Consider the following 23,473-nt stretch of genomic DNA (forward strand, 5'->3'; position numbering starts at 1 on the left):
TCCTGGAGTCAGTCGGTGTCTTCGTGGATCTCGTCGTGCAGCCGAGCCGTGGAACGCCTCCGCCCGCCGGCCGGATCGTCCAGTGCCGAGCCGAAGGCCCGGTCCCAGTCGATGTCGACGCCCCTGATGCCGGTCGCGCCGCCGCCGCCCGCCCGCGTCAGCGGCTCGAAGACCTCGATCACTCTACGGGCCATCCGGGAGCGCCCCTCCTGGACCGCCTCCATCACGGAGGAGGCCAGTTGAGGGCCCGTCATGTTCAGGTACTTGTTGTCCGGGAACTTCAGTGCCGTCAGCTCACCCTGCGGGCCCACGGTGACCTCGACCGCGCGGTCCCGTGAACGGATGGTGGCCGAGGCCTGGCCGAGTTCGCCCTCGGCCCGTGCGACGGCCTCCTGCACCGCCGTCAGTTCGGCCATGGCCTGGGCCAGTTTCGCTTCCATCGACTCGCTCAACGGACACCTCTCCGACTGCTCCTGTGGATACGTTCGTCATGGGGGCCGGCCCCCGTAACGCTCATCGTCCGATCACCGCGGGCGCGCCGCCCTCGTCCGTCCCCCATACGTCCTCGTCCTCCGGCACCCACGAGTCGCGGGCACGCTCACCGCTCTCGGTCCGGGGCCGGCCGGAGTCGCCGCCCGCTCCGGCGCCACCGCCCATCGGCGCGAGGAAAGGCGTGCGGCCCGCGGTGGGGCCGCCGGCCGCCACGCGCACCTCGTCGTCCACGTACCGGCCGCCGCGGGCAGCGCCCGCGCCGGGACGGGGCCGGCGGTTGACCACTTCGCCGTCGATCACGTTACGGACGCGCTCGCCGGAGTCGGACTGGCCGCCCTTGCCGCCCATGCCACCACCCATACCGCCACCCATACCGCCGCCCATACCGCCACCGCCACCCGTCGAGCCGGTCGCGCCCGAGCCGCCACCGGCCGCCGCGCCCGAGCCGCCCATGCCGTCGGCGGTGGGGCCGGGGAACGGGCCGCTGTTCAGGAACGGCCGGGTGTGGCTCGGTGCGGCCGCCGCGTCCGCGCCCCCGCTGCCGCCCAGGGGCGATTCGTAGGGGTTTTCGTCGAACAGCTCCTCCTCGTAGGAGTGGGAGTCGTACGAGGGGGCCGTGTAGTCGAGCGAGCCGTTGTTGAGGTGCCCGGAGCCGAAGGACGAGCCGGAGTCGTCGACGTATCCGGAGGTCGTCGAGCCGTCCGGATGGGTGACCGTGGTGGTGCCGGTGTCCGGGTTGATCGTCTGGGTGGAGCCGTCCGGGTAGTCCGTGACCACGTTGCCGCCCGCGTCCAGGTGCGTGGTGCTGCCGCCGGGGTTGGACAGCAGATCACCGGTGTTGAGCGGACCGGAGCTGGTCGAACCGTCGGGGCCCGTCAGGGTCGAGGAGTGGGTGACCGGGTCGATCGTGGTGATGGAGCCGTCCGGGAACTCGGTGACCACCCGGCCGCTGGAGTCGATGTGCGACTCACCGCCGCCGGGAATGTCCAGGGCGCCGTCGTTGACGGGTCCCGAGATGCGGGTGGGCGACAGATCGGGCAGATCGCCGCCGTTCAGGGCTTCCCGGCGGGTGCTGTCGTACTTTGCCTCCGCCTCGGCCTGCTTCTTCTCCTGCTCCTGCCGGACCTCGTCCTGCTTGGTCTCGGCTTCCTTCTGCCGCTGCTCCTGCTCGGACCGGTACTGGTCCTCCTTGGCCTCCTGCTCCTTGCGGATCTGGTCCTGCTTGGCCTCCTGCTCCTCCTGTTTGGCCTCCTGCTCGGCCTGGGCCTCGGCCTGCTTCTGCTCGGCCTCCTTCTCCTTGGCCTCCTGCTTGGCCTCCTGCTCCGCCTGCTTGGCCTCCTGCTCGGCCTGGGCCTCGGCCTGCTTCTGCTCGGCCTCCTTCTCCTTGGCCTCCTGCTTGGCCTCCTGCTCCGCCTGCTTCTGCTCCTGCTTCTCCTGCTGCTGTTCCTGGCGCTCCTCCTGCTCGGTACGGATGCGGTCCTGCTTCTTCTCCTGCTCGGCCTGCTTGGCCTCCTGCTCCTTCTCCTTCGCCTCCTGCTCGGCCTCCTGCTCCCGCTCCTTCGCTTCCTGCTTCTTCTCCTGTTCGGCCTGCTTGGCCTCCTGTTCCTTCTCCTTGGCCTCCTGCTCCGCCTTGGCCTTGGCCTCCTTGCCGTCCTGCTCCTTCTTCGCCGCCTCCTGCTCGGCCTTGGCCTGCTTCATCTGAAGGATCTGCATGTTCTCCGAACGGGCCTGTGCCGCCGCCTGCTTGGCCTCCTGCTCCTTGCGGATCTCCTCCTGCTTCTTCTCCTGTTCGGCCTGCTTGGCCTCCTGTTCCTTCTCCTTCGCCTCCTGCTTGGCTTCCTGTTCCTTCTCCTTCGCCTCCTGCTTGGCCTCCTGCTCCTTCTCCTTCGCCTCCTGCTTGGCCTCCTGTTCCTTCTCCTTCGCCTCCTGCTCGGCCTCCTGCTCCTTCTCCTTCGCCTCCTGCTCGGCCTCCTGCTCGGCCTGCTTCTGCTCGGCCGCCTTCTCCTTGGCGTCCTGCTCCGCCTTGGCCGCCTTCTCCTTCGCCTCGGCCTCCTTCTCCTTGCGCTCCTGCTCCTCCTTGGCCGCCTTCTCCTTGGCCTCCTGCTCGGCCTTGGCCTTGGCCTCCTTGGCCTCCTGCTCGGCCTTGTCCTTCAGACGCTGCGCCTCCGCCTCGGCCGCCTGGTCCTTCTGCCACTGGATGAACGCCGCCTGCTTGGCCGCGGCGTCATCGGCGGCGGCCTTGGCATCGGCCGCGTCCTTCGCCGCCTTCTCCTCCGCGACATCGGCCTTGTCGTCCTTGTAGTCCGACTCAAGGGTGTCGCTGGTGCCCCGGGACTTCACTTCCCCCAGGTCGAACTTGCTGTTGCTCCAGCTGTTGCGCACCTTCTCCATCGCGTCGATCGCGGCCTTGTCGAGCTGGTCGATGACCGTCTGCTGCCACATCTCGACAGCCTTGTTCCCGATGTTCAGCCAGGTCCCGAGCTCCTTGAGCTCACCGAACTTCTGCGGCGAGACGACCATTTCCCCGTCATAGGAAGAGATCTTCTCGATGGCGGCCTCGTTGTCGAAGCCCTCCTCGGCGATGTAGTTCGTGTAGTAGGACTCCCCGGCGGGCTCGATCTCATAAGTGATCTTCGTGATGTTGTGGTCCCACACGTGGTTCATCACCGCGGTGAGCAGTGTGTTCAACAGGATCAGCGGGTTCCCGTACCGCCATTCCCACTTCATCCACGCGTTGTGCAGATCTGCCACGGCATCCGCGAAGTCCTTCTTGGCCGCCCTGATCTCATTGCCCTGCTTCGAATAGCCGGTACCCGAAGTCATGTCCTCGGCATAGTCCGAGTACTGCTTGTTCACCTTGTGGACCAGGTCCCAGAAAACACCTGCCGCCTTGCCGCGCCAGGCGTCGTCCTTCTCCTTGCCGACCCTGCTCTGCCACTCCTCCACCAGCTTCTGCTGGCTGGCGAAGAACTGGGCGACTCGGTCGAAGGACCCGGCCACCACGTCGAAGTTGCCGAGGGTGACGGAATCGGCGTCGTCCACGGGCTTGCCACCCCAGCTGAAGCCGTAGGTACCGTACTGCTCGTTGTTGCGCAGTTCCTCCAGCGCCAGTCCGGTGCCGAAGGCGTACTGGGTGAGCGGCGTGGTGTCCCAGGTGGGCTTGCCGTCCATTCCCAGGTGGCCGTCGATGTGGCTGGAGAACTGCCCGCCCTCGTAGTACCCCTGGCTCGGGCTCTTTCCGCCACCCGTGTTGCCGAGCATCGAGATCCGCGCCTTGTACATCGTCACATCGGATCCCTTACCGCCCGAGGAGTGGTAGAAGGGAATGACGAAGTCGGTGTTCTCGATCTTGTAACCAGCGTTGTCGGTGAGCCAGTTCATGTCCTCGGTGTCGACGTAGTCGACGTAGCCGACGTCGGATATCTCCACCTTCATCATCGGAATGCCCTCGTTGCCGACCAGGGTGTCGAAGAGGTCGCTCCGGGCCGGCGCCTTGTATCCCGTGAAGAAGTGGGCCGCCTCCGCCCACTTGTCGTTGGCACTGGTGAGCTTGTTGGTGATCTTGCTGGAGTCGAGCGCCATGCCAGGATGCCTTTTCGGTCAGGGCGGATGATGAGGAGAACGGGCCGGGCGGTTCCGCCCTACGGCTCAGTCGTCGTCATCGTCGCCCCCGCCGCCGTCCTTCGAGTCGCCGGTGCCTTCGGAGAGAATGTCGTCCACACCCTCGAAGAAGTCGACAAACTTCTTCCCGTCGATCTTCTCCAGGTTGTCGCCCTGGGCCTTGAACATCTCCTCGATGGAATCCTCCAGGTTGGCCCCGATCTCCTCGAAGAGCTCGACCTGGAACTTGAGGATCTCGTCGATCTGATCCACCATCGCGTTCAGGGACTTGACCAGGTATCCGCCGTTGGTCCGGCCGTCCTTGTCACCCGCCATCACGCCGATCGCCAGCGGCACCTTCTGCCCGTCGTAGAAGCCGTGCGCCTTCTTCGAGCCGTCGTCCCCGCCCTGGAGATTGGGAATCCCCGGTACCAGCACCCCGTCCGGGGCGTTCCCGTCCTCCCTGACCTTCTTGATCTCGGCGAGGAACGGAACAACGTCCTTGTCGAGAAAGCTCTGCATCCAGGCCTTGTTGAGATTGACTGGCGGTTTGTCGGCCATTGCGCACTACTCCTGTCTTCCTGGGATTTCCACCGGCTTGGGGCGTTTCGCGGATTTCCGTGGGGTGCGAGCGGCCGCCCACGGACGCGGGCGGCCGCTCGCGTGACACACACGCGGACGGCCGCCCGAAGAGACACAGGGGGCGTGTCGCCCTACGGCAGGTCAGCTGCCGATACGGACGCTCTCCCACAGCGAGGTCAGGGACTTCTCGCTGTACTGGTAGGTGTCGGAGACGTCGTTCAGCAGGGCCGAGTTCTCCGCCAGGATGCGCTTCATCTCCTGGACCGCGTGGTCCCAGGCCGCCTGCTTCTGGCCGTACACCGCCTTGTCCTCACCTTCCCAGGTGCGCTGGAGCTCCTGGAGCTCCGCCTCCAGGTTGGTGAGGATGCTGTCGATCGCCTTGGTCTGTTGGACCATGTCGTCGGCGGCGTTCTGCATGTGGGAGTAGTCGACGTAGATCTGGCCGTCGGTGAAGTCAAGCGGGGGGGTCATGGTCGTCCTCGTCTCGCGGCGGTTGCTTCGGGATGGGGGGCGTGCCGGACCCGGGTGCCGGTCACAACGCCCGGTGCGGCGGGGTTTGTCAGCTGCCTGCCGTGGAGCCTGCCAGGGCGTTGAAGATCTCCTCGGCGCGGCTCTGTGCCTGCTGAATGGACTCGTTCGCGTTGGACTGCTGGATGCCCTGCGCGCGCAGCGTCTCCTCCAGCGTCCCGATCATGTCGCGGAGGTTCTTGGAGATGATCTCCGCCTGCGAGTCCCACCGGTCGAGCAGGTTCTGGAACGCGCCACCGTCGCTTCCCGCGTATCCGGAGGACAGGTTGTGCTTCATGTTCTCCACGTCCTGCCGGCTGTTCTGGACGCCGCTGAAGGCCATTTCCAGAGCCGTGACACCGTTCTGTGTCGCTGACGCCAGTGACTGCTGTCCGCCTGTGCCTGCCATATGCCTGTGCCTCCTGGAGTGTCGCGCCGCTGATCACAAGATCCGGGCGACGCGATGTGTGTACGGACGCGGCCGGAGGGCCGACGTCCGGACGGGGTGAACAAAGGAAGCCTAAGAAAGGTGAGTTGACAGCTCAATGGCCTGAGTCACCCTTTCCGCTCCCCACCCGGTGTTTCGGTCGATTCGCGAGGGGGATTCGGCCCCGCCGTCAGGTTTGTCCCGGTACGTAGGCGTAGTTGCACTTTCACCTATCAGGACGCCCGTTGCGCTCGTCCCGTTTCGCCGCCGCGGGGACTTTCTCTCGCGTCACACGATGTTCATCTCCCCCGCCACCACCACGATGTGCCATTCGCGCGTCATGGTGCTGTGCGCCGTGCAACGTTCCTGTTTCCGGGTGCTCACTTACGCTCGCAGCGTGGCGTCGTGCTCGCGCTCCGGCCCGTCGCGGCGGCCTCCTTCGTCAGGTCCGGGCCGGTCGGCAGCATCGCCAGCAGCGGCGCGGGCAGTCCGCGCGCCTGGGCCTGCGAGTAGCCGAGCGCCGTGAGCGCGTCCACCGTCCCCACCCGGTACTTCATCCCGGTGTCCGTCACCAGGTAGACCGTGGCGCCGAGCTCGCTCCCGCTCGCCCCGAGCGCGCGCACCAGGGACCCGGCACCCGGCCGTACGGAGATCGCGCCGACCGGCACACAGGCCGGGGTGAGCCCCTCGGGGGGTGCCTGCGAGACCGGGCCCAAGGTGTCCGCCCCGGTCAGCGCCACACTGATCCGGGGCCCGCGCTCGCCGGGCTCGACCCGTACGCAGACGGTGTGGTCCCCGCCGGGGGACACCGCCTCCGGCGGAGCCGAGGGCAGGCCCGGGTCCTGGGCCGTCTCGGCGGCGCCCGGCGCCAGATGGCTGCTCAGGACGTCCGCGCCCAGGGCGGTCACCTTCGCCGCGCCGCCCCCGTACACCTTCTCGCGGGTCTCCGGGTCACCGAGTGCCAGCGCGGCACCGGTCGCGGTGAGGGGGGTCAGCCCCTCCTTGCGCAGCAGGTAGTAACGGGCGGCGGAGCCAGGCACGGTGACCCGGAACACCTCGCCGAGCCGGGCCTTCCTGCCGCCCAGCGCCGGCCCGTTCTGCCCCTTGCCGGGCACGTCGGGCGAGCGCAGGTCGGGGCCCGACGGCAGCGCGTTCAGGAAGGGCGCGGAGACGGGGAGCCGCGGGGTGGAGCCGTAGCCGAGGGCCTCACGGGCGCGGCTGTCCTCATCGAGCCGGAGCTTGCTGCCCCGCCACACCAGATAGCCGGCCTTGTCCGGGCCCGCCACCAGCATCCCCTGGCCGGTGGGGAGTCCGGCGGCGTCGGCCGGCAGTCCCACCGCCACGCTGGTGGCGGCAGAGCCCGTCTCACCGCCCGAACAGACCTGCCACGGGCCGGTGTCCAGGTCCGTGCTCGCGGGCAGCGCGTCCGGCGCTCCGCTGATGCCGATGGGTGCCCCGTGCGGCGTACCGCTCAGGGAGCCGTTGCCGACCGACATCGCCTTCATGTCGGCGCCCCCGAGCAGCCTCGCGGAGGCGTAGTTGCGCACCGGGCGCAGCCGGCCGTCCAGGTAGAGGTAGCGCGATCCGGTGTCCTTGTTCACGACGAGGGTCCCGGCCGTGCGCCAGGAGTCGGTGCTGCCGGGCTTGAGCAGGCCGAGGACGAAGGACCCCGCCGTCAGCAGGACGGCGATCACGATCCCGATCACCACCCCGCGGTTGGTGCGGCCCTGGGGGCTTTCCGGGGCGTCGGGATCCGCGCGCAGCATGCCAGAGGTCAGCCGGCCCATGACGAACATGTGCGCCTGGACCTGATCGCGTTTGGACTGCATCGCAGCGTGTGTCCCTTCCGGTCAGCCGTTGATGGAGCGCAGGGTGCTGTACACACCGAGCACCCACAGCGCGAGCGGCAGCATGCTGATCGCCAGGGCCGATTGCAGCAGTTCGCCCGCACGGCCCCAGTACGGCACGAGCCGGCGCCCGGGGACGGTCCACGCGGCGATGGCCACGGCCGCCGTGGCGGCGAGCATCCCCGCGGCCGTCACCAGCCGGCTGCCGGGTGAGGCGGCCGGGGCGGCGACCAGCACCAGCAGGATCAGCCCGCCCACGCCCGGGGCCACCAGCGACATGCGCTGCCAGATGTTGCCCAGCCCCCTCGCGTGCAGGATGAGCAGCAGGGACAGTGCCACCGTCATGATGATCTCTGCGAGTTCGTGCTCCCGGCCCAGTACGAAGAGGCATCCGGCGGCGACGACGCCCACCGCCCCGTACAGCGAGGTCATCCAGCCGTCGGCGAGGATGGCGCGGGCCGAGACCACGGACGTGGCGTGCGGTTCGATGCCCTCCTGCAACTGCTGGGCGTTGGTGGGCAGGGGCGGCATCCGCATCCCGGACATCCGGAACGCCAGCGAGGGGACGAACGCGCCGAGGATCACCGCCACGACGGCGACGATCCCGGCGGCGTGCACGGGCGCCAGGTCCGTCGTGATGAGCAGGACGGCGACGAGGGCCGCGAACACCGAGACGACCGCGACGCCCAGGAAGAGCGCGGCGAACGCGGCCACGACGGCGAGCGCGAGCACCGCCCCGCCCGCCGCGGCGGCGCCTGCGGCGAGCAGCCGCGCGCCCAGCGTCTCGTACGCGTGCGGCCCGCTGAGCTCGCCACCCGGCAGCAGCCAGCCGGCCAGCGCCAGGTACGGCGCCACCATGAAGCCGAGCGCGGCTCCGGCGCCGGCGTCCCCGACCGCCCGGCTGGCCGAGCCCGCGCCCGCGAGCAGCAGCAGTCCGGCCGCGGTGGCGAACACGGCGCGGACCGGGGCGGAGCCGCCGGGCCAGGCGATCACGGCCATGCCGCCGATGAGCAGCGCGACCGCGAGGCCGAGCAGCACCCACCGGCTGATCCTGGGGGTCCAGCCGTAGGGCTGGTCCCGCATCGTGGTGGCGATGCCGTCGACCAGGTCGTCGATGTGCACCTCGGGCAGGGCTTCGGTGCGCGGTCTGAGGTAGAGGGTGTCGCCGTCGCGCAGACCGTACGAGTCGAGGGTGCGTTCCTCGTCCAGTGGTTCGCCGCCGAGCCGCTGGAGGACCCAGCCGCCGTGGTCGATACCGGCTTCCTCCAGGTCGTCTCCGGCGTAGCCGAGCACCGCCGGCAGCAGGTCCGACACGGGGACGTCGGCGGGCACGGCGAGATCGATGCTCCTGGCCGGGGCTCGTACCGTCAGTCGGCACAGTTCGGCCACCTGATTGTCACTCATCGGGATGGCTCACGCTTCTCCGGTTCACTGCTGAGGGCGGGCGGGGGACGCGGGCTGACGCACCGCCGGACATCACACTGGCTGGTCGTGTTCGGAAGCCGCGGGGCGGGGGCGGTTGTTGGCGGGCGACGGGATGATCGTAGTATCAGCCGCCTGTTGTGGACGATGTCGCCCGCGACCCGCGGGACAGAAGCTGATGTCACCGCAGGCGCACAACACGCGTGCTGCGCGAGCCGGCGTGACGGCGTGGCACGAAACGCCGCGTGGCGACCTCGCCACGTGGCACGGAGGGCGGCCTGGTACGGATGGTGCCGTGGCACGCGATGTGGCGGGGCACCGGTCCGCCGCACGGCGCACGTATGACGTGGCAGGACTGTGACACGGCGGGGCCGGGTCGTGGTGAGGCTGTGACATCGCGCGACGGCGGCATGACGGTCCGGACGGTACGGCGCCGGCCGTTTCCAGGCCCGGCATCCACGGGCGGCGCCCCGGCGGCGTCGACGACGTCCCGCCCGCTCTCCGCCCTTGCCCCGTAAGGAGAAGGTTCCTTGAGTGTGGTCCTGTTCCGCCGCCCGGCCCGACGCCGGGGTCCGGAGATGCCCGACGGGGAGCTGAATCTCCAGGAGCCGCCGGTCCTCCCCGAGACGGTGCCCGACACCTCCGCCGTGTGGACGTACCTCCCCATGGCGATGATGTCGGTTTCCATGATGTTCATGTTCATGCGGCCCGGTATGACCCGGGGCAGCGGCGGATTCATCTACATCGCCCTGGGCATGATGGTGCTCGGCGCCGCCGCGATGTTCATCGGCCAGTTCATGCGCAAGGCCGGCGAACGCAAGCAGAAGCTGAAGGGCGAGCGCCGCGACTACCTGCGCTACCTCACCCAGATCCGGCGCAAGGTGCGCGGCGCCGTCGTGGACCAGCAGCGGGCCCTGGCCTGGCGCCACCCCGAACCCGCCGCCCTGTGGTCGATGGTGGGCACCACCCGGCTGTGGGAGCGCCGCCCGCAGGACGAGGACTTCGGCGAGGTCCGGCTGGCGGTCGGCGAGCAGAAGCTGGGCCTGAAGCTGACCCCGAACTCGACCAACCCCGTCGAGGACCTGGAACCGCTCAGCGCACACGCCCTGCGCAGCTTCATCCGTGCCTACGCGACGGTGCCCGAGCAGCCCATCGCCATCTACCTGCGGGCCTGGGCCCGCGTGCTGTTCCGGGGCGACGAGGAGCGGACCCGGTCCGTGGTCCGGTCCCTGATCGCGCAGTTGGCCACCTTCCACTCGCCGGACGACCTGTGGATCGCGCTGTGCGTCTCCGACGAGCGGCGCCCGGACTGGGAGTGGGCGAAGTGGCTCCCGCACAGCCTCCACCCGCACGACACCGACGGTGCGGGCCCGACCCGGATGACCGTCTCCGCCCTGGGCGAGCTGGAGCACCTGCTCGGCGCCGAGTTCATGGAGCGGCCCCAGTTCGACCCGGACGCCGTGCCCGGCCGCGAGGAGCCGTTCACCGTGATCGTCGTGGACGGGGGCACCGTCCCGGCCGGCCACCGCGTGGACGGTGCCGGCTTCCGCAACACCGTCGTACTGGACCTGAGCGGGGCGCTCACCTGGCGGCCCGGCCGGAGCACGCTGCGCTTCGAGATCTCCGAGGACGAACTGGGGCTCGTACGCACCGACCGCGAGCGCAAGGAGCAGACCACCCGGCTCGGCCGGCCCGACAGCTTCGGGCTGCGGGGCTCCGCCTCGCTCGCGCGTCGTCTCGCCCCGTACCGCATGGGCCTGGGCACCGCCTCGGACTCGTCGGAACCGCTGTCGGCCAACGTCGAACTGACCGCCCTGCTGGGCATTCCCGACCTGCACCGCCACGACCCGGAGACCCTGTGGCAGCAGCACACCGGCCCCTCCCGGCTGAAGGTGCCGATCGCGGTCGGCGCGGACGGCGAGCCGGTCGAGCTGGACATCAAGGAGTCCGCCCAGGGCGGCACCGGACCGCACGGCATGCTGATCGGCGCCACCGGCTCCGGCAAGAGCGAGCTGCTGCGCACCCTCGTCCTCTCACTCGCCCTGACGAACTCCTCCGAGACACTCAACTTCGTCCTGGTGGACTTCAAGGGTGGTGCCACCTTCCTCGGCCTGGACGAACTCCCCCACACCTCCGCCGTCATCACCAACCTGGCCGGTGAGGTCGCCCTCGTCTCCCGGATGCAGGACGCCCTGCACGGCGAGCTGATGCGCCGCCAGGAGCTGCTGCGCTCTGCGGGCAACTACAGCTCGGCGCTGGACTACGAGAAGGCCCGCGCCTCCGGCGTACCGCTGGAACCGCTGCCCAGCCTGTTCGTCGTCGTCGACGAGTTCAGCGAGCTGCTGGCCGCGCACCGGGAGTTCATGGAGCTGTTCGTGATGATCGGCCGCCTCGGCCGGTCCCTCGGAGTGCACCTGCTGCTCGCCTCCCAGCGCCTGGACGAGGGCCGGATGCACCAGCTGGAGAGCCATCTGTCGTACCGGATCGGTCTGCGCACCTTCTCCGCCATGGAGAGCCGCGGCGTCCTCGGTGTGCCGGATGCCTACCAGCTGCCGCCGCAGCCCGGCAGCGGCTTCCTGAAGTCGGGCGTGGAGGCGCTGACCCGCTTCCGCGCCGCGTACGTCTCCGGCTCGTACCAGCAGCGGCGGGGCACCGCCAACCAGGCGCGGGTGGCGAGCCAGACCGTCCCGTGGACCAACAGTTACGTCGTGCCACGCCAGCTGCCGGACACCCCGGAACCCGAGCCGTCCGGCGAGCAGGAGGAGACCACCGACACCCTGCTGTCCGTCGCCGTGGAGCGGCTGCTGACCGCCGGGCCGCCGGCCCACCAGGTGTGGCTGCCGCCGCTGGACCTCCCCGCGACCCTCGACCAGGTGCTGCCACCGCTCACCCCCGACCCCGAACTCGGCCTGACGAGCGCCGGCTCGCCGAACCGGGGCCGGCTCACCATCCCCATCGGCATCATCGACCGTCCCTTCGACCAGCTCCGCGACCTGCTGACCGTCGACCTCTCCGGCTCGGGCGGGCACATCGCCGTCGCGGGCGGCCCGCAGAGCGGCAAGAGCACGATGGTGCGCACGATCATGGCCGCGCTGGCGCTCACCCACACCCCCCGCGAGGTCCAGTTCTACTGCCTCGACTTCGGCGGTGGCGCGCTCGCCGGTCTCGCCGGCCTGCCGCACGTCAGCGGGGTCGCGGCGCGTCTGGACACCGAGCGGGTCGGCCGTACGATCGCCGAGGTCACCACGCTGCTGGCGGAGCGCGAACGGTTCTTCCTGGACAACGGCATCGACTCCATGGCGAACTTCCGGCGCCGCCGGGCCGCCGGGGAGTTCCCCGAGCACCAGCACGGCGACGTGTTCCTGGTGATCGACGGCTGGTCGACGGTGCGCCAGGACTTCGACCGGTACATCCAGACCTTCGGCTCCATCGCCGCCCGAGGTCTCAACTACGGCATCCACCTGATCGTCACCACCGCGCGCTGGGTGGAGCTGACCTCATCCATCCGGGACCAGGCCGCGACCCACCTGGAGCTCCGGATGGGTGACCCAATGGACTCCGAGATCGACATGCGGCGCGCCGCGACCGTTCCCCGGCTGCCGGGCCGCGGCCTGACCCGGGACGCCAAGCTGCACTACCTCACCGCGCTGCCGCGGATCGACGGCGCGGAGTCGGCGGACGACCTGTCCGACGGTGTGGCCGCTCTGGTGGCGGCGGTCCGGGAGAGCTGGCAGGGCCCGCCGGCCCCGCCGGTCCGGATGCTGCCCACCAGGCTCCCGCTGTCCGATCTCCCGGCACCCAAGGGCGACTTCAAGATGCCCATCGGCCTGGAGGAGGAGCGTCTGTCCACGGTGTGGCACGACTTCTCCGAGACGCCGCACATGATCGTGGTCGGCGACACGGAGAGCGGCAAGACCAACATGCTGCGGCTGACGGCCAAGGCCATCATGGACCGCTACACCCCGGCCGAGGCGCGGATCATGGTCGTGGACTACCGCCGTGAGCTGGTGGAGGCGATCCCGGACGACTACCGCCTGGGTCACGCGGTGTCGATGGACGCCCTGAAGGAGCTGATCGCGGGCGCCGCGCGGGCGGTCGCGGCCCGCGTGCCGGGCCCGGAGATCACGCCGGCCAGGATGCGCAAGTGCGACTGGTGGGACGGACCGAGGCTGTTCGTCCTCGTGGACGACTACGACATGCTGGGCACCAGCGCCATGAACGCCCCCTTCGACCCGCTGCTGAACCACCTCGCCCTCGGCTACGAGGTCGGCCTGCACCTGATCGTCTCCCGCTCCGCCGCCGGGGCGGGCCGGGGCCTGAGCGAAGCGATGTTGCGCCGCATGCAGGAGGTCAACACCCCGACGCTGCTGCTGTCGTGCCCCCCGTCGGAGGGCTTCATCATGGGCAGCGTCAAGGGCCGCAACCTGCCGCCGGGCCGGGGCACCCGGGTGACGCGCCGCAAGCAGATCCAGGTGCAGACGGCGGTGCTGGAGGACGACGGCGCGGCGTAGGGCCTGGCGGAGCCCGTCAGCTGCCCGCCGGGCGCCAGTTCCGGGCCCGGCCGCGCGGGATCACCACCGCGCCCGCCGCCACCAGGAGCACCAGCCCGCCGCCCACGCCCGCCACCACCAGCGCCCGGGTGCGGGGCGCCGCCGGCGGCGAGGGCGGGAGCGCCGCCCGCTGCGGCTTGGGCACCGTGCCCTTGGCGTCCGTCAGCACGGCCGTCAGCGCGGCGTACGGGTCCAGCCGGGGCGGTGCGGCCGGGTACGCCGACTCCGTCAGCCGGCGCGAGACCTCTGCGGCCTTCAACCGCGGGTAGCGCGCACGGACCTGAGCCGCCGCACCCGCGACGTGCGCGGCGGCGAACGAGGCGCCGGAACCGATGAAATGGCCCGAGCCCTTGGGGCCGATGCTCACCACCGCGTCGCCGGGCGCCGCCAGGTCCACGCCGCTCGCCGGAGGCGCGTTGGAGGGCCGCCCGCCGTCCGGGCCGTAGTCCGTCACGGCCAGCGCGCCCGGTGCCGTCGCGGGCCAGTACCAGGGCGCCGGCTCCGCGTCCCTCGCCAGCGCGTCCGGCGCCGCCGGGGCCACCACCAGCGCGTCCTTGGAGCTCGCATACCTGACCGCGTCCGTCAGCTGCGCCTTGCCGCCGTCCAGCGCCACGGCGACGTAGATCACGCGGGCGCCCCCGTCCGCCGCCCGGCGAATCCCGTCGGCGACCTGGCCCGCCGTGGTCGCGCCTCGCTCGTCCGTGCCCCGCACGGCCAGGATCCGGGCCCGCGGCGCCAGCCCCTCCGGGCCTCCCCCGTCCCCGGGCGTCGCCGCGATCAGACCGGCCGCGAAGGTGCCGTGCCCGACGCAGTCCGCACCGGCCGCCCCGAGCGCGGTCACCCGTCCCGACAGCGCGGGCGCCTCCCGGGCCACCCCCGTGTCCACGACCGCGACCGTCACCCCGTCGCCCTGGGAGAGCGGCCGGGCGCGGGACGCCCCCAGGGCCCTCAGCGTCCACGGCTCGGCCTTGGCCCTCTTGCCGGAGACCGGGACGCAGGGATCGTCCTCGGCCAGGACGGACCGTACGACGGGCAGCCCCACGGAATCCGCCGCGGCGGAGGCGACGGGCAGGGCCCCCGCGGCGCCCAGCGCGGCCGGGACAACGGCGGTCAGCAGGACGGCGGCCACAGCCGAGGCCCGGGGGCGGCGGCGGGAAGGAACTCGGGCACGGGGCATGGCGCGCATGATAGGCGCCGTGCGTGACGGCGCGAGGAGCGGGACGCACGAGGCGGCACGAGCGGCCGGCCACCGGGTGCACGCCCCGCACACCCGCAGGGCCCCGACGGATCCGGCCCGAACTCGGCTGTCCCTCCTGGAACATCGACGGGCCGGTCCCGTAGCCTTCACCGCGTGCGCACAGCCGTACGTACCCCGGACGCGAACCAGTTCCCGGCCGGCCTCCTGGGTGGGAGAGTCACACGGCGGCGGCACCACAGCGAGGAGGATCGAGCGTGTCACGGCAGTTGCTCAGGGTCGGGTCGGCGGAGCCGGACAGCTTCCGGACGATCGGTGACGCGCTGGACAAGGCACGCACGGGTGCGGTGATCCGGGTCCACCCCGGTCGCTACCCGGAGAACCTCATGGTCAGGACGCGGGTCACCATCGTCGCCGACGGCGATCCGGGCAGCGTCGAGATCTGCCCGCGCCGGGGCACCGCGGTGGTCCTCGTCGCCGATGCCGTCATGCTCACCGACCTGACCCTGCGCGGCGGGAGCGAGGACCTCCCGGCGGTCGACGTGCCGCGCGGCCAGGTCGCGATGGACGGCTGCACGGTCATCGGCTCCGGCTGGACGGCCGTCCTGGCCCGCGAGTCGGGCTCGCTCGCCATGCGCGACTGCCGGGTCAGCAACCCGAAGGGCGCCGGAGTCGTGGACTCCGCGCCGACCGGCAGCGTCATCGCCGGCTGCCTCATCGAGAACCTCGGCACCTCCGGCGTGGTCATCGGCGCGGAGGCGCGGACGACCGTACGGGACTGCCGGATCCGCGACGCCCGCGCCAACGGTGTGCTGACCTCCGACGAGGCGCAGGGCCTGGTGGAGGACTGCGACATCTCCGGCACGGACAAGCCGTCCATCGCGCTGGAGGGCCGCAGCGGCACCCGGGTCGTGCGCACCTTCGTGCACGACACCTCCGTCGGCGTCTACATCACCAGTTCCGCCCGCCCGGTCCTGGAGCACGTCACCGTGTCCGACACCTCGGGCCCCGGCATCATGCTGGCCGCGAGCGCCGACCCCGAGTTCCTGAACTGCCGCACCTCACGCACCCAGGGCAGCGGACTCGCCGTCACAGAGCGCTCCCGGGGCACCTTCCAGGACTGCGAGTTCGACACCGCCGCCGCGCCCGCCATCCGCGTGATCAATTCCAGCGCCCCCGCCCTGACCGGCTGCGCCGTGCGCGACTGCGCGGACACCAGCGGAGCCGTGCTGCTGGAGGAGGACTCGACCGCGGAGTTCGACGACCTGCTGATCGCGGACGCGGCCGGCACCGGCATACGGATACTCACCGGCGCCAACCCGCTGCTGCGCCGCGCGCGGATCACCTCGCCCGGCGGCCACGGCGTCGAGGTGAACGAGGACGGGCGCGGCCGCCTGGAGCACTGCGAGATCGACCGGGCGGGCGGCGCCGCGCTACGGATCGCCTCCGGCGGCAACCCCGAGATCCGCGACACGGTCATGCGGGCGGCGACCGACACCACCGTGTCCGTCGGCGCGCAGGGCCGGGGCGCCCTGCGGGACTGCCGCATCGAGTCCGCCGCGGCCGGCGGCATCACCGTGGACAACGACGGAGAACTCACCGTGCTGCGCGCCCACATCACCGACTGCGGCGCCCACGGCGTCCTGCTCAACAACGGCTCGCGCGCCACGCTCACCTCCTCCCAGGTCATCGGCAGCATCGGTGACGGCATCCGGATCGACACCGCCGAGCACGTCGCCGTGACCGGCTGCACCGTCCGCGACAACCGCGGCGCGGGTCTCAGGCAGACGCGGGTGAACGAACGGCTCACGGTCGAGGACCTGAACAGCGCCGGCAACGTCGCGCCCGACGCCTGGGGCGACACCCTCCCCCCGGACACCGTGAGCGGCGGGGCCGGGGAGACCGCCAAAGAGCCCAAGGGCCCGCTGGAGGAGCTGGAATCGCTCGTCGGCCTCGCCGAGGTCAAGAGCCAGGTGCGCACGCTCGTCAACCTGAACCAGCTCAACCAGCGCCGAGCCCAACTCGGCATGCCCGTCGCCCAGATGAGCCGTCACCTGGTCTTCTCCGGACCGCCCGGCACCGGTAAGACCACGGTGGCCCGGCTGTACGGCGGCATCCTGGCGGAGCTGGGCGTCCTGCGCTCCGGACACCTGGTGGAGGTCTCCCGGGCCGATCTGGTCGCGCAGGTCATCGGCGGTACGGCCATCAAGACGACCGAGGCGTTCAACGAGGCGCTCGGCGGTGTGCTGTTCATCGACGAGGCGTACACGCTGCTGTCCGACGGCAAGGGATCCGGCGCCGACTTCGGCCGGGAGGCCGTCGACACCCTGCTGAAGCTGATGGAGGACCACCGCGACGACGTGGCCGTCATCGTCGCCGGCTACACGCAGGAGATGGCCGCCTTCCTCTCCTCCAACCCGGGCCTGGCCTCCCGCTTCCCCCGCACCATCGAGTTCGCCAACTACGCGGTCGGCGAGCTGGTGACGATCACCGAGAGCCTGTGCGCGGCCCACCGCTACGAGCTGGACCCGCGGACCCTGGACTCCCTCGCCTCGCTCTACGAGCGGATGCCGCGCGACGCGTCGTTCGGCAACGGGCGCGCCGCCCGCCGGGTGTTCGAGGAGATGGTGGACCAGCAGGCGTTCCGGCTGAGCTCCATGAGGAACCCGGCGGAGAGCGACCTGACACTCCTGCTGCCCGAAGACGTGCCGGTGAACGCCGGAGCCCCGGCGGACGACGGTCCGGGCTCCGAGGAACTGCTCGCCCAGCTCCACGCCATGATCGGCCTGACGGCGGTCAAGAACGAGGTGACCGCCCTGGTCAACCTACTCAGCGCGACCAGACAGCGCCGGGCCGCGGGACTGCCCACCCCGAAGATCAGCCAGCACCTCATCTTCTCCGGCCCGCCCGGTACCGGAAAGACCACCGTCGCGCGGCTCTACGCCGACCTGCTGCGCTCCCTGGGCGTCCTGCCCAGGGGCCAGCTCGTCGAGGTGGCCCGCGCCGACCTGGTGGGCCGCTATGTCGGGCACACGGCGCAGCTCACCAAGGAGGCGTTCGAAAGCGCCCTTGGCGGTGTGCTGTTCATCGACGAGGCGTACACCCTCACACCGGAGGGCGCGACGTCCGACTTCGGCCGCGAGGCCGTCGACACGCTGCTGAAGCTGATGGAGGACCACCGGGACGAGGTCGTCGTCATCGCTGCCGGCTACACCCGTGAGATGCGCCGCTTCCTCGACTCCAACCCGGGTCTGGCCTCGCGGTTCTCGCGGACGGTGGAGTTCGAGAACTACTCCACCGACGAGTTGCTGGAGATCCTGTCCAAGCAGGCCACCGGCTACGGCTACGACTGCGCCCCGGAGGCGATCACGGCACTGCGCGGCTACGTGGACACCCTGCCGCGCGACCGCTCCTTCGGCAACGCGCGTGCGGCCCGGCAGATCCTGGAGTCGATGATGACCCGGCAGGCGGGCCGGATCGGCTCGATGTCCGCGCCGAGCCTGGACGACCTGCGCACGCTGCTGCCGCAGGACCTGCCGCCCGAGACCGCCGGCACCCCGCGCTGACCGGCCGGGGCGCCGCGAAACACCCCGTGACAGCACGAGGGCCCCGGTTCGGGAACGAACCGGGGCCCTCGTGCTCGTGCCACCGCTCAGGTCGGGGGAGCGGCATCGGGGGGACAAGCCGCTCCCCCCGATGAGAACAGGACCTGCCGGCCCTTGCCGCGATCGGGGGGTGTCGCGGCGAGGACCCCACAGAGAGTCCCTGTTCCTCGCCCCGCGGAGTTTCTGCCACATCCGCCGGGCTCGTCATCCGTTCTCACCCCGCGACGGGGGCCCAGCGGGCGGGCGAAGGGCCCCGGTCGCCGGGCCCTTGGTCCCTGAAGTCCGGATGAGTGATCGGAAACACCAGACTGATACGGCCATTCGTGCGGATAGACTCGCCCGACCGCGCAGGAGATCGAAGGGGAGTCAGGGGCCGATGGTGCAAGCGAAGAAGATCGCTCTCTACTTGATAGTCGTCTTCGTGCTCTACACGATCATCACGTCCCCGGCGCGAGCCGCCGATCTCGTCCAAGTAGGCTTCGAGGGCGTTTCGAGTGCCGCGCAGAGCGTCGGTGACTTCATGTCCGAGCTGGTGAATTAGGAGTACCCCCATGATCCGCCATCTGGTCCTGTTCAAGCTGAACGATGGCGTCGAGCGCGACGAACCGCGCGTCGTCGCGGGGGCCAGGGCCTTCCAGGAGCTGGCGGACAAGGTCCCCGGGCTGGAGTTCTGGGAGTGCGCCTGGAACATCACGGACCGGCCGATCGCGTACGACTTCGCCATCAACTCAGCCGTCGCCGACGAGGCCGCGCTGAAGAGCTACATCGAGCATCCGGCCCACCAGGCGGCCGCCGGTCAGTGGCGTGAATTCGCCACCTGGGTGATCGCCGACTACCCGTTCTGACCCCTTCGGCCCTGCGAGCCCCTCACCACAGCGGTGAGGGGCTTTTCTTTGTGTTTAAACCGATTCGGAGTCAACACGGTCAACACGGCGCAATAGGGTGCTTGCACATAGTGGACATGTCTTGTGATGCTATGACCGCTTTTGACGGATGAGTTGATCGAAGTTGACCGCAAAGGGGTGGCGTCACCGTGCCGGCCAGTACAGCGCCTCAAGTGCCTCCCCAGACCGCCCAGCCGCCGCAGACCGCCCAGCAGCCGCAGCTGCAACAGGCGCCGCAGCAGTCACCGCCGCAAGCCGTGCAGACGATCGAGACCGAGACACCCGACGACACCGCCACCCCCGCCAGGACCCGGGGCGCGGACACCAGGGCGCTCACCCAGGTCCTCTTCGGGCAGCTCAAGGGGCTGGAGCCGGGCACCGCGGAGCACGGCCGGGTCCGGACGGCACTGATCGAGGCGAACCTCCCCCTCGTGCGGTACGCCGCGGCGCGGTTCCGGAGCCGCAACGAGCCGATGGAGGACGTCGTCCAGGTCGGCACGATCGGCCTGATCAACGCCATCGACCGGTTCGACCCCGAACGGGGCGTCCAGTTCCCGACCTTCGCGATGCCGACCGTGGTCGGCGAGATCAAGCGGTACTTCCGGGACAACGTGCGGACCGTCCACGTACCGCGCCGGCTGCACGAGCTCTGGGTCCAGGTCACCGGCGCCACCGAGGACCTGACGACGGCTCACGGCCGCTCGCCCACCACCGCGGAGATCGCCGCCCGGCTGAAGATCTCCGAGGACGAGGTGCTGGCCTGCATCGAGGCGGGCCGCTCGTACCACGCGACCTCGCTGGAAGCGGCCCAGGAGGGTGATGGGCTGCCCGGACTGCTGGACCGGCTCGGCTACGAGGACCCCGCCCTGGCCGGCGTCGAGCACCGCGATCTGGTCCGGCACCTGCTCGTACAGCTGCCCGAACGCGAACAACGGATCCTGCTGCTGCGCTACTACAGCAATCTGACGCAGTCCCAGATCAGCGCGGAACTGGGCGTCTCACAGATGCATGTGTCAAGGCTTCTCGCCAGAAGTTTCGCCCGACTGCGATCCGCAAACAGGATCGAGGCGTAACCGGAACGGGTAGAAGGCTCCTTGAGAATTCTCCCCGGATGACATGCGGCATACCCCTTGTTAACTGCACAGACTCACCCAAGACTTGTCGACAAGTCACTACAGCGCGTTGCCGACATGTGACATTCTGCGGGAACCGCGTTTGCCGCCGCCTCGCTTCCGGTATTCAGGTGGAGGCTGCGTTCCTCCGATGGTCGCGGCCACCGCGACCGTCCGCGACCTCAAGGGGGTGGCATGTCCGCAGAACAGGGCAGCTCGAAGGTGCTCACGCTCACCAAGAGCGCACCCGCACCCGTTGTGCTCACCAGCTCATCGGAAGCCATCGACACCCGTACGCTGTCCCGCTCACTGTTCGTGCGGCTCGCCGCACTGGGTCCCGCACCGGGGCCAGATGGAACGGACAGCCCGGAGCGGGCCTATGTGCGGGACACACTCATCGAGCTCAACCTGCCGCTGGTGCGTTACGCCGCGGCGCGGTTCCGCAGCCGCAACGAACCGATGGAGGACATCGTCCAGGTCGGCACGATCGGCCTGATCAAGGCGATCGACCGGTTCGACTGCGAACGCGGCGTGGAGTTCCCCACGTTCGCGATGCCGACCGTCGTCGGTGAGATCAAGCGCTTCTTCCGGGACACCTCCTGGTCCGTGCGGGTGCCCCGCAGGCTCCAGGAGCTGCGCCTCGCCCTCACCAAGACCAGCGACGAGCTCGCCCAGAAGCTCGACCGCTCTCCGACCGTGCCGGAGCTGGCCAAGGCGCTCGGGGTCTCCGAGGAGGACGTCGTCGACGGCCTGGCCGTCGGAAACGCCTACACCGCCTCCTCGCTGGACTCGCCCTCACCGGAGGACGACGGCGGCGAGGGCTCACTGGCCGACCGGCTGGGATACGAGGACTCGGCGCTCGAAGGTGTCGAGTACCGCGAGTCCCTCAAGCCGTTGCTGGCCAAACTCCCGCCCAGGGAGCGGCAGATCATCATGCTGCGGTTCTTCGCCAACATGACCCAGTCGCAGATCGGCGAAGAGGTCGGCATCTCGCAGATGCACGTCTCGCGCCTGCTGACCCGCACGCTCGCCCAGCTCAGGGAGGGGCTCATCGCCGACTGATCCGCGTGCGGACGCGCACGGGTTCCGATTTGACGGCCCGTCAGCCACACTGGCGCCATGCGACGTCAGATATTCGGCCCGCACGGCCGCCGGGGCACCATGATCGCCGCCTCGGCGGCCGTGCTGTGCCTGGGCGGCACCCTGGCAGGCTGCGGCGACGGAACGGGCGGCGGTGACGGCTACACGGCGGCCGGCGCGGCGCAGGCGGACCCCGGCAAGACCCCCTCGGGAGCGGTGGCGCCCTCGGGGAAGGTCGCGCTGGTCCCGCTGGACGGGGACGGGCACGGTGACCGGCACGGGGGCGGCGCTGCGGGCCGCGCCCCGTCAAGCGGCACCAACGGCTCGTCAAACTCTGGAAGTTCCGGATCCGGAGGCTCTACTTCCGGAGGCTCTACTTCCGGCGGTTCCGATTCCGGCGGTTCCGATTCCGGCGGTTCTGGTGGCTCGGGAGGCTCCACCGCCCCCGCGACCCCGTCCGCACCCGGCTCCACCGCCCCCGCGGGGCCGGCCGTTCTGAAGGTGGACGCGCCCGGCCGGGCGGCGGCGGACAGACGCTGGTGCGAGAAGGTCACCGTGGAGTTCCGCAACACCGGTGGATCACCGGTGCGTTCGGGCACCGTCACCTTCGCGACGCACATCATCGGCGGGCTGGGCATCGACTGGGCGACCCGGGAATCGACAGCGCCGCTGCCCGCGCCGATCGACGCGGGAGCGGCGCGGAAGAAGACGTACACCGTCTGTGTGGACGACTGGCGGGTGCCCCTGGGCATGCATATCGAGACCCGGGACGTCACCGCCGTCTGGAAGTGACGGACGTGACGGAAGCGGCGGAGCGGAAGTGACGGACTGAAATCGTCGGACAGGGGCGGGGACGGGGTGGCCGGGGCCGGTCAGCCGAGTGCGAGCCAGGCGACCGCGCCGAGGACGATGATCACCGCGACGACCGCGGCGATCAGTCCGGTCCTCGGGCCGGACGACACGGCCGCGGGCTGCTGCCGGCGCTGCGGCTCGCCCTCGTCGACGAAGGCGCGGAACATCTGCGTGTTGCCTGCCGGGTCGCTTGTGCCCTCGGGACCCTGCGGGGCGTGGGGGTTGTGTGCCATGTCGCAGGACCCTAGCGAACTCGGCGCGGGCGCCCAACCCCCGGGGCGTTGAAGGCGGGAGGGCACGGCGGGGCAAACCGTGCGGAAGTGCGGGAGGAGGACCGGGAGAGCGCCGGGCGACGGCCGGGGATCGCACGGGTATGCGGTGTGCGATCCGCCGGACCGCGAGGGCCCCCGCGCCGGGCCGGACCGCCCGCCCGGCGCACAACACCGCTGTCTCTCAAGCCACTTGGAGATCGCGGCCGCTGCCGCCCGCCCGTCCTCCCGTATATACGCGCGAGGAGCGATCACGGACCGCGCTCGGTCGGGGCGGCATCGCCGCGGAGGTGTACCCGCCCGTCGGAAAGCCGGGCCCCGGACCGCCTCGCGGCCGCCTCGACTGTGGCAGGAGACACATCCACCACTTACACACCGCAGACGCTGGGGCTTTGACTTCACCCCTACCGAGCCTTTTGCGTTCCTTTACTTATGCAAGCCCCATTTCGTTTGCCTGCAGCAACCAACGGCTTCTATGGTTGCCCTAAGCAACAAGATAACTGGTGTGATGATGTCTGGGGGTCCCGTGGCCGCGCGGAGTCAGTACGAAGAACTGGCCCGGCAGCTGAGCGCCATCGGCGCCGTGAAACGAGGGCTCGCGCGCATCCTGCCGGCCGAATGCCCTGCGGGCTCCGCGGCTGTACTGGCTCTGCTGAGCCGGCACGGCGAAATGCGGATCAGCAGTCTGGCCGAACTGCTCGACGTGGATATGTCGGTTACCAGCCGGCATGTCGCCCACGTAGCGGAGCGCGGCTGGATCGAACGGTCCCCGGACCCGGCGGACAAGCGTTCCCGGATCCTGCGGCTGACCCCCGCGGGCGAGGACGTGCTCTCGGACCTGAACTGCCGGACCACCGAAATGTTCGCCCAGCACCTCCAGGATTGGTCCGACGAAGAGGTCGGGCAGCTCAACACGTTGTTGGCCCGGCTGCGCGACAGTTTCTCCTGTCGCGGATCCGGTGGGTGCGCCCCCGGACGGCACAACGGCGACTGCCGCACCCGGCCGGCCGACAGCGACGACGGCTCGTACACCCGTACACCCGTGTAAC

The 23,473-nt window shown here is 70.3% G+C and carries 17 protein-coding genes; 8 read left to right on the forward strand and 9 right to left on the reverse strand.

What is annotated here, in order from left to right; all coding sequences use genetic code 11:
• Positions 1-8 precede the first annotated feature (8 nt).
• The 7 genes from RLT59_RS17845 to eccD all read right to left on the reverse strand — a co-directional run bounded on the left by RLT59_RS17845 (position 9) and on the right by eccD (position 8,859).
• Entirely contained in the window at positions 9-452 is a 444-nt protein-coding gene (locus tag RLT59_RS17845; RefSeq protein WP_311304316.1) for a YbaB/EbfC family nucleoid-associated protein, read from the reverse strand.
• A gap of 61 nt (positions 453-513) precedes the next feature.
• On the reverse strand, positions 514-4,074 hold the full coding sequence (locus tag RLT59_RS17850; RefSeq protein ID WP_311304317.1) for an AAWKG family protein: 3,561 nt from the start codon (positions 4,072-4,074) through the stop codon (positions 514-516).
• Between the two features lie 66 nt (positions 4,075-4,140).
• A complete protein-coding gene (locus RLT59_RS17855; RefSeq protein ID WP_311304318.1) occupies positions 4,141-4,653 on the reverse strand; it encodes a type VII secretion system-associated protein in 513 nt (170 codons plus the stop codon).
• A 162-nt stretch (positions 4,654-4,815) separates the two neighbouring features.
• Positions 4,816-5,145, reverse strand: a complete 330-nt coding sequence (locus RLT59_RS17860; protein WP_311304319.1) for a WXG100 family type VII secretion target — start codon at positions 5,143-5,145, stop codon at positions 4,816-4,818.
• Positions 5,146-5,233: 88 nt separating this feature from the next.
• Entirely contained in the window at positions 5,234-5,590 is a 357-nt protein-coding gene (locus RLT59_RS17865) for a hypothetical protein (protein WP_311304320.1), read from the reverse strand.
• A gap of 398 nt (positions 5,591-5,988) precedes the next feature.
• Positions 5,989-7,437: a type VII secretion protein EccB gene (eccB, locus tag RLT59_RS17870; RefSeq protein WP_311304321.1), complete on the reverse strand. Its 1,449-nt coding sequence runs from the start codon at positions 7,435-7,437 to the stop codon at positions 5,989-5,991.
• A 21-nt stretch (positions 7,438-7,458) separates the two neighbouring features.
• On the reverse strand, positions 7,459-8,859 hold the full coding sequence (gene eccD, locus RLT59_RS17875) for a type VII secretion integral membrane protein EccD (protein ID WP_311304322.1): 1,401 nt from the start codon (positions 8,857-8,859) through the stop codon (positions 7,459-7,461).
• A gap of 554 nt (positions 8,860-9,413) precedes the next feature.
• Between eccD and eccCa the strand changes: the two genes are divergently transcribed.
• The gene (gene eccCa, locus RLT59_RS17880) at positions 9,414-13,388 is read left to right on the forward strand and encodes a type VII secretion protein EccCa (RefSeq protein ID WP_311307763.1); all 3,975 of its coding nucleotides are present in this window, start codon (positions 9,414-9,416) and stop codon (positions 13,386-13,388) included.
• A 16-nt stretch (positions 13,389-13,404) separates the two neighbouring features.
• On the opposite strand, the gene RLT59_RS17885 is transcribed toward eccCa, so the two are convergent.
• Positions 13,405-14,613, reverse strand: a complete 1,209-nt coding sequence (locus RLT59_RS17885) for a S8 family serine peptidase (RefSeq protein ID WP_311304323.1) — start codon at positions 14,611-14,613, stop codon at positions 13,405-13,407.
• A 266-nt stretch (positions 14,614-14,879) separates the two neighbouring features.
• On the opposite strand from RLT59_RS17885, the gene RLT59_RS17890 reads away from it, so the two are divergent.
• The 6 genes from RLT59_RS17890 (at position 14,880) to RLT59_RS17915 (ending at position 22,095) form a co-directional block, all read left to right on the forward strand.
• Positions 14,880-18,188 (forward strand): right-handed parallel beta-helix repeat-containing protein, encoded by a 3,309-nt coding sequence (locus tag RLT59_RS17890; RefSeq protein ID WP_311304324.1) that lies wholly within the window; start codon positions 14,880-14,882, stop codon positions 18,186-18,188.
• 415 nt (positions 18,189-18,603) lie between these two features.
• On the forward strand, positions 18,604-18,768 hold the full coding sequence (locus tag RLT59_RS17895; protein ID WP_199884435.1) for a hypothetical protein: 165 nt from the start codon (positions 18,604-18,606) through the stop codon (positions 18,766-18,768).
• Between the two features lie 10 nt (positions 18,769-18,778).
• Positions 18,779-19,072, forward strand: a complete 294-nt coding sequence (locus tag RLT59_RS17900; protein ID WP_311304325.1) for a Dabb family protein — start codon at positions 18,779-18,781, stop codon at positions 19,070-19,072.
• Positions 19,073-19,332: 260 nt separating this feature from the next.
• Complete coding sequence (locus RLT59_RS17905) at positions 19,333-20,184, forward strand: RNA polymerase sigma factor SigF (RefSeq protein ID WP_311307764.1); 852 nt, start codon at positions 19,333-19,335, stop codon at positions 20,182-20,184.
• 234 nt (positions 20,185-20,418) lie between these two features.
• Positions 20,419-21,285, forward strand: coding sequence for an RNA polymerase sigma factor SigF (locus RLT59_RS17910; RefSeq protein ID WP_024489092.1), 867 nt, complete (start codon positions 20,419-20,421; stop codon positions 21,283-21,285).
• Positions 21,286-21,342: 57 nt separating this feature from the next.
• Entirely contained in the window at positions 21,343-22,095 is a 753-nt protein-coding gene (locus tag RLT59_RS17915) for a hypothetical protein (protein ID WP_311304326.1), read from the forward strand.
• An 80-nt stretch (positions 22,096-22,175) separates the two neighbouring features.
• Here RLT59_RS17915 and RLT59_RS17920 read toward each other — a convergent pair whose 3' ends face one another.
• Positions 22,176-22,388, reverse strand: coding sequence for a hypothetical protein (locus tag RLT59_RS17920; RefSeq protein ID WP_123460542.1), 213 nt, complete (start codon positions 22,386-22,388; stop codon positions 22,176-22,178).
• Between the two features lie 562 nt (positions 22,389-22,950).
• On the opposite strand from RLT59_RS17920, the gene RLT59_RS17925 reads away from it, so the two are divergent.
• Positions 22,951-23,472: a MarR family winged helix-turn-helix transcriptional regulator gene (locus RLT59_RS17925; protein ID WP_311304327.1), complete on the forward strand. Its 522-nt coding sequence runs from the start codon at positions 22,951-22,953 to the stop codon at positions 23,470-23,472.
• Position 23,473: the final 1 nt, after the last annotated feature.

Source organism: Streptomyces sp. ITFR-6 (genome assembly GCF_031844725.1).
Taxonomy (GTDB): Bacteria; Actinomycetota; Actinomycetes; order Streptomycetales; family Streptomycetaceae; genus Streptomyces.

Excerpts from the sequence above, each read along its gene's own strand:
- RLT59_RS17850 (WP_311304317.1), bottom strand. The coding sequence starts at position 4,074 with ATGGCGCTCGACTCCAGCAAGATCACCAACAAGCTCACCAGTGCCAAC.
- RLT59_RS17855 (WP_311304318.1), bottom strand. The coding sequence starts at position 4,653 with ATGGCCGACAAACCGCCAGTCAATCTCAACAAGGCCTGGATGCAGAGC.
- RLT59_RS17860 (WP_311304319.1), bottom strand. The coding sequence starts at position 5,145 with ATGACCCCCCCGCTTGACTTCACCGACGGCCAGATCTACGTCGACTAC.
- RLT59_RS17865 (WP_311304320.1), bottom strand. The coding sequence starts at position 5,590 with ATGGCAGGCACAGGCGGACAGCAGTCACTGGCGTCAGCGACACAGAAC.
- eccB (WP_311304321.1), bottom strand. The coding sequence starts at position 7,437 with ATGCAGTCCAAACGCGATCAGGTCCAGGCGCACATGTTCGTCATGGGC.
- eccD (WP_311304322.1), bottom strand. The coding sequence starts at position 8,859 with ATGAGTGACAATCAGGTGGCCGAACTGTGCCGACTGACGGTACGAGCC.
- RLT59_RS17885 (WP_311304323.1), bottom strand. The coding sequence starts at position 14,613 with ATGCGCGCCATGCCCCGTGCCCGAGTTCCTTCCCGCCGCCGCCCCCGG.
- RLT59_RS17895 (WP_199884435.1), top strand. The coding sequence starts at position 18,604 with ATGGTGCAAGCGAAGAAGATCGCTCTCTACTTGATAGTCGTCTTCGTG.
- RLT59_RS17900 (WP_311304325.1), top strand. The coding sequence starts at position 18,779 with ATGATCCGCCATCTGGTCCTGTTCAAGCTGAACGATGGCGTCGAGCGC.
- RLT59_RS17910 (WP_024489092.1), top strand. The coding sequence starts at position 20,419 with ATGTCCGCAGAACAGGGCAGCTCGAAGGTGCTCACGCTCACCAAGAGC.
- RLT59_RS17915 (WP_311304326.1), top strand. The coding sequence starts at position 21,343 with ATGCGACGTCAGATATTCGGCCCGCACGGCCGCCGGGGCACCATGATC.
- RLT59_RS17920 (WP_123460542.1), bottom strand. The coding sequence starts at position 22,388 with ATGGCACACAACCCCCACGCCCCGCAGGGTCCCGAGGGCACAAGCGAC.